This is a genomic window from Streptomyces kaniharaensis, assembly GCF_009569385.1.
Taxonomy (GTDB): Bacteria; Actinomycetota; Actinomycetes; order Streptomycetales; family Streptomycetaceae; genus Kitasatospora; species Kitasatospora kaniharaensis.
Map to the genome: position 1 here is coordinate 261,562 of NZ_WBOF01000002.1, position 12,112 is coordinate 273,673.

A 12,112-nucleotide genomic window follows, 5' to 3' on the forward strand; every position below is an offset into this window, starting at 1 on the left:
GCCCTCGACCTCCCGGGTCTGAGCGCAGTCCGGCCACTCGGCGGCCTCCGGCGCGGCCGCGCTGCGCAGTTCCCGCTTCGAGCCCTCAAAACCCCGCCCAGCATGCCCTTGCAGGTCCAGCAGGGGCGCAGCGCGGCGTTCGCTTCCCGGGCGCAGTGCCCGCGCCAATCGGCATGCCCATGGAGGCGGCGTCCTGGTCCGGCTCGACGAGGTAGATCCCCCGCTGCGCGCTTGCCCCTCGCCGGCCGTGCCCGTCGAAGCGGGCAGCGAGCCGACCTATCGACGCTCTCTTATCCTTCCCGCATGACGAGCCCTCAGCACGATCCCGAACGGGACGAGGCCATGGCCCGCAGCGCCATCGACGCATACCTCACCAACCGCACGCGGTACTGGGAGCGGGCCGCTCAACAGACGAAGGCAGCCGAAGCCCAGGCCGCCCACCGGGCCGCGCGCGACCGGCTCACCCGGTGGAAGAACGACGGAGTCCTCGACGACTGGGTCGCGAGCGCCGTCGTCGAGGCTGCCGAACAGGACGCTGCCCGAATCGGCCGCGAGACCGCCGCCGCGAAGACCGGTCCAGCCCTGCACGCCACAGCCGTCCGCCACACGGAGTCAATCCGGCGCTGGCTCCACGCCCAAGGCCACAGGCTCCCCGACAACACACCGGAGAAGACATAGCCGCACACACTCCCGGGCCCGGACACAGTAAAGGGTCGCAGACGGTCTGCTGGGCAGCTACCATCAGCTTCGTGATGTCGCGAAGGTCGGATGCCGCGTAAGTCCCCGCGCCTGGTGCGCGCCAGTGTCAGTGATCGCCAGGTGCACAACTCGATCAACACGCTGCTGATCACTGCCTGTCCTGGGCCACCCATCTGCGGCGCTCTACACACGTACCTCTTTGTCGATGGCCTCGATTTGATCACGCGCAGTTACAGCGGTGCAGCCGGCGATCATCCGAGTCAGCTGCTCAGGCCGGGAGGCCCGCTCTATCCAACTGATCAAGCCCGGAGCGTGGATGTTGCGGCCTGCGAGCAGGGCTCTCCGACCTCGGCGGTCTGTATACGGATCCGGCTCCGAGGCCAGACCGTGCTCTGGGGCGGTCTGATGTACCCAGGTGCTGACGACCGGGTCATAGAGGAAGTTCGATTTGACCTGGCCCAGTACCTAGCTGCGATCGAACAGGGCTTCTCACGGTGGGGTCGTGGCGCGTAACGCGTCAACGGCCATCTCGCTCGCCTCCAGCGTGAGTTCAGTTGACCTTCAGGTCGCGAGGAGTACTCGCTTGCGGAGGAGGTCGAGCTTGGCGCGGCCGAACATCTGCCTCTTGAGCATCTTGATCCGGTTGACGTGGCCCTCGACCGGGCCGGAGTTCCAGCGGAGCGTGAGGCCAGCCATGACCGCGTCCCAGTCCTTGCGCAAGCCGGTGGCGAAACCTCGCAGCCCGGGTAGCGCGCTCGCCTCAGCGTCCGCGGTCCACTGTTCGAGTTCCTCCTGGCCACGCCGGTTCACGATCATTGAGGCGAACCGCGAGACGAGGTCGCACGCGTCGGCCAACTCTCCGCAACGGATGCGCAGTTCCTTCAGGAGGACTTGTTGGCTTTCGGATCGGTGGTCGGGGTGGGTGAGGATCAGCCCGGTCACCTCCCGGACCTTGGGAACCGGCGGGCGGGCGGTCGGCTTGGCGTTCTCGCGTAGCCGGTGCACGAACCGGCGGACGGTTCGCTCGCTGACGGTCAGGCCGCGCTCGAAGAGTTCACGGTGAAGCCGCAGCGCGCTGTGGCAGCCCTCGTTGAACCGGGCGATCAGGTAGGCGGCGTGGCCCTGAAGGCTGGTTTGCCGGCCGCCCGAGGGCCCCGCGCCGATCAGCTCGTCCGCAGTAGCGGCCCTCATGAACTTCCGCACCGTCTTCGGGTCCAGATGCAGTTCGGCGACGATCTGGCTATGTCCCAGGCCCCTGTCCATCAGCGCGTGGGACGGCAGCTTGGCGCTCGCGGGTGCGCCGGCCCTGCGGTCCCTCGGGCAGTTCCACCTTCTCCTTGTCCGGCGCGGGCGGGACCCACTGGGGACGCAGGCGGGCGACCAGTCGTTCGGCCGCGTCTCCGAGGTTCGCCCAGAGGTGATACCTGTCCGCGACCTGCGTGGCGGTGCCGGCGCCGCGATCCGCGCCCTCGGCATAGTAGCGGGCGCGGTCGCGGCAGATCACCTCAACGCCGGGGTGCTCGGTGAGCCAGGCGGCCAGGGCGTCGGCGGACCGCTCGGGCAGGACCTCGACGGGACGGCGGCCCTCGATGTCGACCAGAACCGTGCCGTAGTTGTGGCCCTTGCGCAGGGCGAAGTCGTCGACGCCGAGCACACGGACCTGCCCGCCGGGCGGGTCCGGCAACGCGCGGATCAGGCGTATCAGGGCATCCCGGCCGACCCCGACCGCCAGGTGCTCGACGAGTCGGGCGCCTGCCCGGCCGCCCAGCGCCAGAGCGACTGCCTCGCGGACCTTCCGCAACGGCACCGTGCACCGCCCGTACCGGAACGTCAGCCCCGGGATCTGCTCGGCGAAGGTCCGCTTCCCGCACTTCGTGTTGTCGCAGAAGAACCGGCGGACGCGCAGGTGCAGCACCAGCTCCTGCCCGGAGACCGAAGTGTCGCTGATCCGCCGCTCGTAGCGGCTGTGCGCACGCTCCGACCAAGTCCCGCAGCCCGGGCAGGCTTCCCCCGGTGTCCGGCTTCGGGCGTGAACACGGATCGACCGGCCTACCGATCTGACCAACTCCACGTGAAGCAAGGAGAACTGGGGGAACAGGACGGCCAGAAGATCAGCAACAGACACACGACGTGATCGCCAACCGTCACCATCCGCGGGCGGCTTTCATGGAACTCGCAAGTGCGGTCAGTCTTGGACGTCAGGTCTCTACCAAGCATTCCAGAGCGCACCATGACGATGGCGAATTGGAGGGATGTCTGCGTCGCCAAGGTCGTGGCCGGCGCGGTGCAGTCCGCGGATACGCTGGGCGCCGAGTCGACCCTGGAGCCGGGCGCGGCCTTCAGCCGTAGCGATCTCGGTGGAAAACGAGCCCTTCCTGCAGTAGAGCACCATCCACTGCCAGGAGGTGATCCGGTGCAGCGTCTTGGTCGGGGCAGGGCGACGGCCTTGGCGGCGGGCCTGGGCCAGTGCAATGTTTGCGTAACGCAGGTCATACAGGCGCATGGACACCGATACGCCGTCTTGGACGCAGAGGTGCCTGGGAGTCGTGCGGACGGTTCGGGACATCAAGAGCCTCCGTAAGGCCCTCTGGGCTCTCCAAAGGTACCTACGGCGGGTGCGTAGTGGTCAGCACGACTCAGCTCCCCTCGTCGGTCGGGACAAGCGACCAGCAGCACAGTAGTCGCACGCAGACGTGGCGGCAGCGATTTCTGCTTGCCCCCGCTGCCAGGCCAAGGCACTCCAAGATCATTCACCAAACTGCGGTCAGAGCCGGCAGACTCCCCGACGGCGGTCAGTTTTTTTGGTCGGCTCTGATCGACATTTCGGGATCGCCCAGCGTGACCGAGTTACGAGCCGGGGCGCTCCGGGATCTCTTCTTGTCTCGGTCGACGGCGATGTCCCTCCGGAGTGAACGTGAAGCTCGCGGCGAACAGGCCATCACCACGGCGGATGGCCAGCAGCAGTGGTTGTTCATGGGCCGGGGGCCAGGATGGTTCGGTGCCCGGGTCGGTGCCGTTCCAGAGGTGGAAAAACACCATGGGGGCGGATACGTCCTCGGTGAGGTAGCCGAGCGTCTTCCCGTAGTACGGGTTGGTGCCGCCGATCAGCACCGACGGCGGGCCGAAGGCCGAGGTGACGTCGGGCCATACCCGGTCGTGGGCGGCCCATGAGTCGATCGTGTCACGCATCGAGGTGTACTCGGCCGCGTCCAGTACCCGGTCGGCCATGAGCCAGCCCTGCCGGTGCGCGAACTCCGCGTAGACAGAGGCCACGCTGTAGCCGTGGTCGGCTGGCAGGAAGTCCTCGAACGCCCCCTTCACGCCCGTCGGGGTCCACGCCTTGCGCTGCTCCAGGGCGCGCTGCTCGTCACTCCACGCCTCCTGTCGGCGTTCAACGAACAGAAGGTGGTCCAGGATCAGCCGGATGCAGAGTTCTCCACCCCACATCCCCGGTCGGCGGAGGGCATCGTTTAGCCGGGTGACGAGGTGGGTGCGAATCTCTTCCGAGGAGGCGAGAGGGGTGGTGGCAGGCATGCCGCCAGTCTTTCGCACCGTCGTCGGCGGGCCGGGCTCAGGGTGTGAGGAGGATTCGGCGACGTAGCAAGGAGAAGCTCGCACGGCCGTAACCCTGCCTCTTGAGGTACTTGATCCGGTTGACGTGGCCCTCGACGGGGCCGCTGTTCCAGCGCAGGGTGAGTCCGGCGGTCACGGCGTCGAGGTCCTGGCGCAGGTGGCGGGCAAAGTTGCGTAGCGGCGGCAGGTCGGTGACCTCGGTCCGCTCGATCCACTTCAGTAGTCGCTCGCCGTCGAGGTTCTTCATCATGCGCGCGAAGTCGCGCACGCTCTCGCTGGCGGCGGTCAGCTCGGGACAGCGGGCCAGCAGGTGCTTGAGCTGGAGGGTCTCGTCGCTGTTCAGGGCGTCGGGGTGGCGGGTGAGCCAGCCGGTGACCTGCCGGACGGTCGGCGCGGTCGGCAGCTTGGGCGCCGGTGCGGGTGAGGACCGCAGCGGCTCCAGCCAGCGCCGGACGCTGCGGCTGCTGCCGCGGTAGCCCAGGGTCTGGATCTCACGGAACAGGCGTCCACTGTCGGTGCAGCCCTCGTTCCACCGCTGGTTGAGATAGCCGATCCATGGGGAGAGTGCACGGCGGCTCTGCCGGGGCGGGGCCAGGAGATCCTCCACCACAGCGGTGTGGGCGTACTTGCGGACCGTCTTGCGGTCGAGGTCGAGCAGCTCGGCGATCCGGCCGATGGTCATGCCCTTGCCGTACAACTCCTGGACAGCGGCGTAGCGTTCGCGGATGGCACTGGCCCGCTTACCCTCGGGCAGTTGCGGCTGCGGCTCGGCGGGAACGGCGGTTCCTGGCCCTGGTCGTCCGGTTCCTGAAGGCAGGTGCGGTGGGTGACCGCGCACTTCTCGATGGTCTCGGCGAGGTTCTTCCATAGATGAAACCTGTCTGCCACCTGGATGGCGTCCGGTGCGGCCTTGCTGAGGGCCTCGGCGTAGGCACTTGCCCGGTCGCGGCAGACGATCTCCGCTCCGGGGTGCTCACGCAGCCAGTCTTCCAGGGTCGTGGCGGTCCGGTCTGGCAGCACGTCGATCGGGCGGCCGGCCTCGATGTCGATCAGGACCGTGGCGTAGACGTGGCCCCGCTTCAGCGCGAAGTCGTCGACGCCGAGCACCCGTGGGGCCTGCCTGAGCGGCGGGTCGGGCAGCGTGCGTATGAGGTTGAGCAGGGTGTTCGCGCTGGCGCGGCAGCGCAGGTGCGCGGCGAGCCGACTCCCAGCACGACCAGCGAGTGCGAGAGCGACCGCCTCCAGCAGCCCGCGCTGCAGCAGGCTGCGGCGGCCGTATCGGAAGGTCAGGCCCTCGACCTGTTCGGCGAAGGTTCGGCGTGGACAGCCGGCGGTCTCGCAGCGGAACCGGCGCACCGACAGGACGATCGTCACGGCGCGGCCACCTATGGCCAGGTCGGCGATCCGCCGCCGATAGCGATCGTGGACCCGCACTGAACCGGCACCGCAGTCTGGGCAACATGCCTGGTCAGAGGATACCAGGGCGGTGATCTTCACCCCCGATCCCACCTCGCGGACATCCTCGACCACCAGGGCGGCCAGGTGCGGCAGCAACAGCTTCAACGTCTGATCACAGAGCACACCCGTTCAAAGATCGATCTGACGTGCAGTCACGCTGGGCGATCCCGAAATGTTGATCAGAGCCACGGAACCTCCCCAGTAGCGGACAGCTGATCTCCCCGCCGACCCACCACGCCCGTAACGCACAGTGGGCATGGTGAAGAGCGATGAGGAGATCATGGAGATTCTTGAGGCGTACGACCTCACGGGGAGTTACCGGAAGGCGGCCGAGCTGGCCGGCTACGACCACCACACGGTCCGGCGCTATGTCTAGCTCCGAGGCCAGGGCGTCGACCCGACCGAACGGGCGGTGCGGTCGAAGCTGATCGACGACTTCCTGCCGAAGTCGAGGAACTGGTCGAACGGTCCCGCGGCAAGGTCGGAGCCGACGCTGTTCACAAGAAGATCGTCGCGATGGGCTTCACCGGCACCGACCGCACGACCCGCCGGGCCGTCGCGGCGGCGAAGGAGTCCTACCGGGCCGGGAACCGCAGGGTGTTCAGACCCTGGATCCCTTCTCTGAACCAGACCATCTCTCTGGCTTGCAGGAGTCGCCTTGGACCGCTGCTTGGCGTTCGACCCTTGCTCCCGTGAGTGAGGCTCTTGACCCTCACGTGGCGTCAGGCTGCATAGTCGGCGCCGTGGAGGATCACTGGACCGTGGGACGCGTGGCCGAGCTGGCTGGCGTGAGCGTCCGCACGCTGCATCACTATGACGAGATCGGGCTCGTACGGCCGTTGACGCGAACTGCAGCCGGGTACCGGGCCTATTCGGCGGGCGACGTGGAGCGACTGCGGGAGGTGCTGGCCTACCGGCGGTTGGGCTTCGGGCTGCAGGAGGTCGCGGACCTGGTCGGCGACCCTTCCACCGACGCGGTCGCGCACCTGCACCGATTGCGCGGCCTGCTGCTGGAACAGCGCGATCACGCTGACGCCATGGTGGCGGCCATCGACAGGGAACTTGAGGCACGGGCGAAGGGACTGAAAGTGACACCGGAGGAGCAACTGGAGATGCTCGGCGCACGGCTGTATGACGCGATCGGCAGCGCTTACACCGCGACACGGCGTACCGAGCCGCGGATCGCCACGCAGATCTGGGACGCGCTCGGGGACGCGCAGACGGTACTGAACGTAGGAGCCGGCACCGGCTCCTACGAGCCTGCTGATCGCAACGTGACCGCGGTGGAGCCATCGGCGGTCATGCGGGGGCAGCGGCCTGCCGGCTCGGCGCCGTGCGTGGCCGCCGCCGCGGAGAGCCTGCCGTTCGAGGACCAGTCCTTCGACGTCGCGATGGCCGTCTCCACCGTTCACCACTGGGGGGACCCGATAGCGGGGCTGCGCGAGATGCGGCGCGTGGCCCGCCGCGTGGTAGTGCTCACGTTCGACACCGACGAGCCCGGATGGCAGGACCGGTTCTGGCTCACCCGCGACTACCTGCCCGAATTCGCCGCCGTCCTCGCAGATTTTCCCTCGCTTGCTGGGATGGCCGACGCGATCGGCGCCCGCGCTGAGCCGGTGCCCATCCCGTGGGACTGCGCTGATGGCCTGTTCGAGGCGTACTGGCGCCGACCGGGGGCGTATCTGGAGGATCACGTGCGCCGTGCGATGTCGGTCTGGACGAGGGTCGGGCCGGAGGCCGAGCAGCGGGCGGTGCGAAGCCTCAGCGACGACCTCGACTCCGGCCGGTGGGCCGAGCGCAACAGCGACCTCGCCGGCCTCGACGCGAAAGATCTCGGCCTCCGCCTGCTCATAGCTTGAACCGCCCAGAAGTCGGTGGCTTTCACGGCCGCACTCTGCCATTCGGTTCCGACAGCCGGAGCTTGGGGTCGGTAGTGACATGGCGTCCTGCAACGTCGGGGAAGGCAGGCATACCGAGGTGCACCGCGGAGGTGCGGCGGGCGATGAGGTTGTCGAGCTGGGCGAGTTTCGCGTTCGCCGCAGCCAAGCTGACCTTGAGCCCTCCGGCGCCGCATATCTTGATCGAATTCCCGGCGCAGGACACTAACGGGGCTCCGGGCGGTCCAGCGCGAAATGGCGGATCACCGACGGCTTCCAGCCCCGCTCGGCCGGGTCGTGCCGCAGCGCGAACTGGCTGATCATCCGCTGGCCGCCCTCGTAGTCGCTGTACAGCACGTCGACCGTGAGCAGTTCCCCGGCGTCGATCGCGGCGGTCAGCCCCCGGAACTCCGCAGCCGACGGGTCGCGGAACGCGCCCTGCCAGCAGCCGTGGTCGCCGGGCGCCAGGAAGATGTCCCGGACGTGGGCGCTGAACTCCGCCAGCGGCGGGTGGGCCCGCTCGGTCCGCACCTCGGGGGTCACGTGCCAGCTCTGCAGCACGGCCAGACCGGTGCCGACATTCCGCAGCGAGATGGCCAGCAGCACGATGTCCTGGTGGACCTCGACCACGGCCCCGCCACCGGGGACGGTGACGATCCGGCCCTCCACGAAGCGGGCGTTCAGCTCCGGGTCCTGCTCCCGCGAGGTCACCAGCAGCGGCTGCTGCCCGGCCAGCAGCGTGCGCTCGGCCGTGCGGGCGGAGCGGTTGGCGGAGCGGACGGAGGCGAAGGTCGCCACCGCCAGGACGAGCGTGCCGCCGGCGGTGGCCAGCGAGGAGATGGTCGCCCAGTCCGTCACGCCCGCAGGCTAACCCCGCCCGCGACCGCCCGCATCCGGCCGCCCTCAGAGCGCCTCTGCGAAGAGCACCACCCACAGAGCCTCCACCGCAAGGGCCGGAACACAGTCCATGACACACGTGTCTACAGCCCTGTCGCCCGGACGGCCGAGCGCCGATCCGGCCCGCCGCTCGTTCTTCGCGGCATGGGCAGGATCAAGCAGAACAAGCCGCGCAATAGCCCGCACGCATCAGCGGAACGAACACCCAACCAGGGATGCCTCGATGAAGCTCGCCTACTTCCGTCCCGTTCCCGTTGGCGCCTGGCCGTTCGAGAACATGGCGCTGTGCTCCCGGGAGCTGCCGGCCGAGGCCGCGCACTGGAGCCGCGGCCGCGCCCGGCAGGCCGGCCTGGCCTGTGGCGCGTGCGGGAAGGTCGACTTCCGCCGCGACCGCAAGGAAGACGACCCGGCCACCTTTCCCTTCGAGGTTCCCGGCCCGGACGGCGAACTGCGCCTGGAGTGCGGCGGCTGCCGACCCGAGTTCATCGACCCGACCGCGTTGCCCGCGCCCCGGCCCGGCGCCGACGATCTCCTCGAGGCGGCCCGCACGATCCTGCACGGCTGCGGCTTCGACCTGCGCGAGGACGGCTCCGCCATCACGCCCCGCGAAGCACCGTGCGGCTGCGACAGCCCCTTCGACGGCCTGCAGCGCGCCGTGCTCGCCGCCCAGGGCGTCTCCGTCCCCACGGGTGTCAGCGACGCCGAGATCCGCACTGTCAACGTCATCAACACCATCGCCGACCTGTACCGGCGCACCTCCTGCCCCGGCCCGCTGGTCGTCCACCACGACGGCGTCGCCGAGTGCCACCACGAGGCCTGTCCCGGCCTGCTCGCCACCGCCCACAGCATGGAAGCCACCGACCCCTGCTCCATGCACCCCGACCCCGAACGCGGCGTCATCTGCGCCCGCTGCTCAACGCAACTGGCTCCCGCCGGCGGCCAGTGCGGACGGCACGACGACAGGTGACCCGGCCGGCGGCCAGCCAGCCCGCACGGGCTTTCCGTTGTTCCACGAACGGCTGCGCCTGCGGGCGGTAGCGTGACCGAGCAGGCAGCGACCGTGGCCACCACGGGTTTACAGGAAGGGGAGTTCGGATGAGCGGGCAGGCCCTCGCCTATGTCCAGGGGCTTCACATCGGCGACGAGACCACCCGGCAGGTGTTCCTGCTGCTCGCCGAGCACACGAAGCAGACCTCGTGGGACGAGGACCCGCCGCTCGTGCTGGGACTGGAGCTCCGCGACCGCGACATCCCCACCCACGCGGCCCGGCTCGACATCACCCCGGCGGAGTTCCGCCGACAGCTGCGCCTCCTCAGGGCGACCATCCCGATGGACGTCCTGGAGCACCAGGCCGAAGGGGTGTGGGAGATCGTCTACGGCCCGTCCTACACGAATCCGGCGCCGCCGCGTCCGGTCCGGCGCGTCGCCGAACCCGGCGCACCCGCAGCCTCGCTGGAGGTCTTCTCCATGCCGGGCTGGGACAAGTACAGCACCTGGGGCTGGGAAGCGGGTCTGGGACACCTGTACGCCCAGATCATCCACAACAGCGACGACCGCGAGGCCGAACCCCGGATCTGGATCACCCCACCCCGGTACGTCCTGCGAACGGTCGATGAGCTCGCCGCCGCCATCGCCGAGGCCATCGCCCCCTACTACGAGCGGGTGCCCCCGCCGGCCGCGGTTATCAGGATGTGGCTCACCAAGTAACGGTGGCTCGCCTGGCAACTGCCCAGTGCCCGGGCCGGTGCGGTGACGGGCCGACGGCGGGGCCGGCCACGGCCCTGACGGCGGATGCGGCGGCGCAGGGCAGGCGGCAGGGGCTGGTCCAGCGCAGCCCTTGGCGCTGGCCACGGGTGCGGGGGCGGAGCACGCCGCGCCCAGCCAGGCCCGGATCCGGTGGCGTCGAGCGCCTCGAAGACTTCCATGATCACCCTGTCAGACCTCTTCCCCGCCCCCGAGCTGCCGGTCGAAGGCGGCGGTGTGTACCGGCCCGCCGCCGAGCTCGCTTACACCGCTGGCACCGGCGACAACCGGCACCGGCTGCGGGCGTTCGTCGAACGCCACCGCCCCGGGACCGGCACCGAGGAGACCGCGACGCCACCGTCGCCCAGCTCCGCGCCAAGGGCCACGAGATCCGGGACGAGGACAGCGCCCGCCTCTCCCCGCTCAAGCACCGCAACCTCAACGTGCTCGGCCGCTACAGCTTCACTGCCTCCACCCCGGCCGCTGGCGCCCTGCGCCCGCTGCGTGACCCAGACGCGGCCGGGCTCGGGCTGGATGAGGACGACGAGGAGTAGGGCGCGCGGGCTAACTGGTGATGGCCGGTCCGGACTGGATCTGGTTCTGCTGGGATTGGGCGACGGGGAACATCACGCCGGTGAGGTCTTCGGAGACGGCCCACAGCCGTTGCTGGACGGCTGTCTCGTACGACTGCGCGCTGGAGGTGGCCAGCTGAGGGTGACCCTTGATCTCAAGGCGTCCGCCGGGACCGTAGTACTGGCCGCCCAGCACGGCGGGGTCGGCGGCGGCGCGTAGGGTCGGCAGCGCGCCCATCGCCGGGGTTTGGGTGACCAGCGGCGCGAGCCAAGTGAGCGGAAGCCGGATGGCCGCAGGGCTGTTACGGACCAGCTCGGTGCTGGACAGGCCGGGATGTGCGGCCACCGCGACGGTGGTGCCGTGCGAGGCGAGCCGGCGCTGCAGCTCGTAGGTGAACATCAGGTTGGCCAGCTTGGACTGACCGTAGGCGCCGGCCCGGCTGTACGACCGCTCCCATTGCAGGTCGTCGAAGTGGATCGCGGCCCGGATGCATCGAGCGCCTGCACGCCGCCCTCCGCCTTGCGCAGATGCGCCAACTCCCGCTCGTCGAGCAGGCGATGGGCCGCCAGGCCCTGGCCCTGCTGGGCAAGTTCGAGGCCGCCTGCACCGCCGCAGACGATCTCGCCGAGGCCTCGGTCGAGCTGTTCGAGCAGCACCCCGACGCCGCGATCATCACCAGCTTCCCCGGCCTCGGCGCGCTCAGCGGCGCCCGGGTACTCGCCGAGATCGGCGACGACCGCACCCGCTTTGCCGACGCCAGGGCGCTCAAGGCCTACGCCGGATCAGCGCCGGTCACCCGCGCCTCCGGCAAGAGCCACGCGGTGATGGTCCGCCGGGTCAAGAACCAGCGCCTGGCCGCGGTCGGCTACGTCTGGGCCTTCGCCTCGCTCACCGCGTCGACCGGCGCCAGGGCCCACTACGATCGCCGGCGCAAGGCCGGTGACCGCCACAGCTCCGCCCAGCGCAACCTCTACAACCGGCTCCTCGGCTGCCTCCACCACTGCCTCGCTACCGGCACGCTCTACAGCGAGACCACTGCCTTCCCGGTCCCGCCCAAGCTCGAACTGGCCATCGCGGCTTGACCTCCTAACCCCATCGGATGTCTTCTTCGTGGCCCTGAAACGGGGCTCCTGGCCTCCGGGTCCGGCATGACTGTTGCCCCCTGTCGATCGCATGACCTGGGGGGTGGTGTCACCGGGCCCGGAGCACCGTGTGACCGCTGATGAGAGGCCTGACCGGCATCCGGCCGAGCGCAACGCCCGGCCGCTGACGGGTGCCGGGTCTGCGTAACG

At 69.5% G+C, this 12,112-nt stretch carries 8 protein-coding genes and 5 pseudogenes; 7 read left to right on the top strand and 6 right to left on the bottom strand.

All coding sequences use genetic code 11. The features are described from left to right. The first annotated feature begins 303 nt into the window (after window positions 1-303). On the top strand, window positions 304-678 hold the full coding sequence (locus F7Q99_RS28785) for a hypothetical protein (RefSeq protein WP_153466865.1): 375 nt from the start codon (window positions 304-306) through the stop codon (window positions 676-678). A 582-nt stretch (window positions 679-1,260) separates the two neighbouring features. On the opposite strand, the pseudogene F7Q99_RS43880 reads toward F7Q99_RS28785, so the two are convergent. The 4 genes and pseudogenes from F7Q99_RS43880 to F7Q99_RS41705 form a co-directional block, all read right to left on the bottom strand. Then, window positions 1,261-2,824: pseudogene (locus F7Q99_RS43880) on the bottom strand (ISL3 family transposase). 722 nt (window positions 2,825-3,546) lie between these two features. Then, window positions 3,547-4,233 (bottom strand): hypothetical protein, encoded by a 687-nt coding sequence (locus tag F7Q99_RS28800; RefSeq protein WP_153466868.1) that lies wholly within the window; start codon window positions 4,231-4,233, stop codon window positions 3,547-3,549. Window positions 4,234-4,270: 37 nt separating this feature from the next. After that, the gene (locus tag F7Q99_RS41700; protein ID WP_230210978.1) at window positions 4,271-4,954 is read right to left on the bottom strand and encodes a transposase; all 684 of its coding nucleotides are present in this window, start codon (window positions 4,952-4,954) and stop codon (window positions 4,271-4,273) included. Continuing rightward, window positions 4,951-5,826, bottom strand: coding sequence for an ISL3 family transposase (locus tag F7Q99_RS41705; RefSeq protein WP_230210979.1), 876 nt, complete (start codon window positions 5,824-5,826; stop codon window positions 4,951-4,953). The genes F7Q99_RS41700 and F7Q99_RS41705 overlap by 4 nt, the downstream gene beginning before the upstream one ends. A 163-nt stretch (window positions 5,827-5,989) precedes the next feature. Between F7Q99_RS41705 and F7Q99_RS41710 the strand changes: the two are divergent. Beyond that, window positions 5,990-6,345, top strand: a pseudogene (locus tag F7Q99_RS41710) (IS21 family transposase); the annotation flags it as partial. Window positions 6,346-6,491: 146 nt separating this feature from the next. Beyond that, window positions 6,492-7,589 carry a MerR family transcriptional regulator gene (locus tag F7Q99_RS28810; protein ID WP_326847365.1) on the top strand — a complete coding sequence of 366 codons (1,098 nt, stop codon included), beginning with the start codon at window positions 6,492-6,494 and terminating at the stop codon, window positions 7,587-7,589. 243 nt (window positions 7,590-7,832) lie between these two features. Here the strand turns inward: F7Q99_RS28810 and F7Q99_RS28815 are convergent, their stop codons facing one another. After that, window positions 7,833-8,465: a hypothetical protein gene (locus tag F7Q99_RS28815; RefSeq protein ID WP_153466870.1), complete on the bottom strand. Its 633-nt coding sequence runs from the start codon at window positions 8,463-8,465 to the stop codon at window positions 7,833-7,835. Window positions 8,466-8,727: 262 nt separating this feature from the next. On the opposite strand from F7Q99_RS28815, the gene F7Q99_RS28820 reads away from it, so the two are divergent. The 3 genes and pseudogenes from F7Q99_RS28820 to F7Q99_RS43765 form a co-directional block, all read left to right on the top strand. Further along, on the top strand, window positions 8,728-9,471 hold the full coding sequence (locus F7Q99_RS28820) for a hypothetical protein (protein WP_153466871.1): 744 nt from the start codon (window positions 8,728-8,730) through the stop codon (window positions 9,469-9,471). A gap of 128 nt (window positions 9,472-9,599) precedes the next feature. Beyond that, the gene (locus F7Q99_RS28825; protein ID WP_153466872.1) at window positions 9,600-10,211 is read left to right on the top strand and encodes a hypothetical protein; all 612 of its coding nucleotides are present in this window, start codon (window positions 9,600-9,602) and stop codon (window positions 10,209-10,211) included. Between the two features lie 386 nt (window positions 10,212-10,597). Continuing rightward, window positions 10,598-10,801, top strand: a pseudogene (locus F7Q99_RS43765) (hypothetical protein); the annotation flags it as partial. Between the two features lie 10 nt (window positions 10,802-10,811). Here F7Q99_RS43765 and F7Q99_RS28830 read toward each other — a convergent pair. Beyond that, window positions 10,812-11,309 (bottom strand): annotated as a pseudogene (locus F7Q99_RS28830) (short-chain dehydrogenase); the annotation flags it as partial. A 2-nt stretch (window positions 11,310-11,311) separates the two neighbouring features. Between F7Q99_RS28830 and F7Q99_RS28835 the strand changes: the two are divergent. After that, window positions 11,312-11,902, top strand: a pseudogene (locus F7Q99_RS28835) (transposase); the annotation flags it as partial. Window positions 11,903-12,112 lie beyond the last annotated feature (210 nt).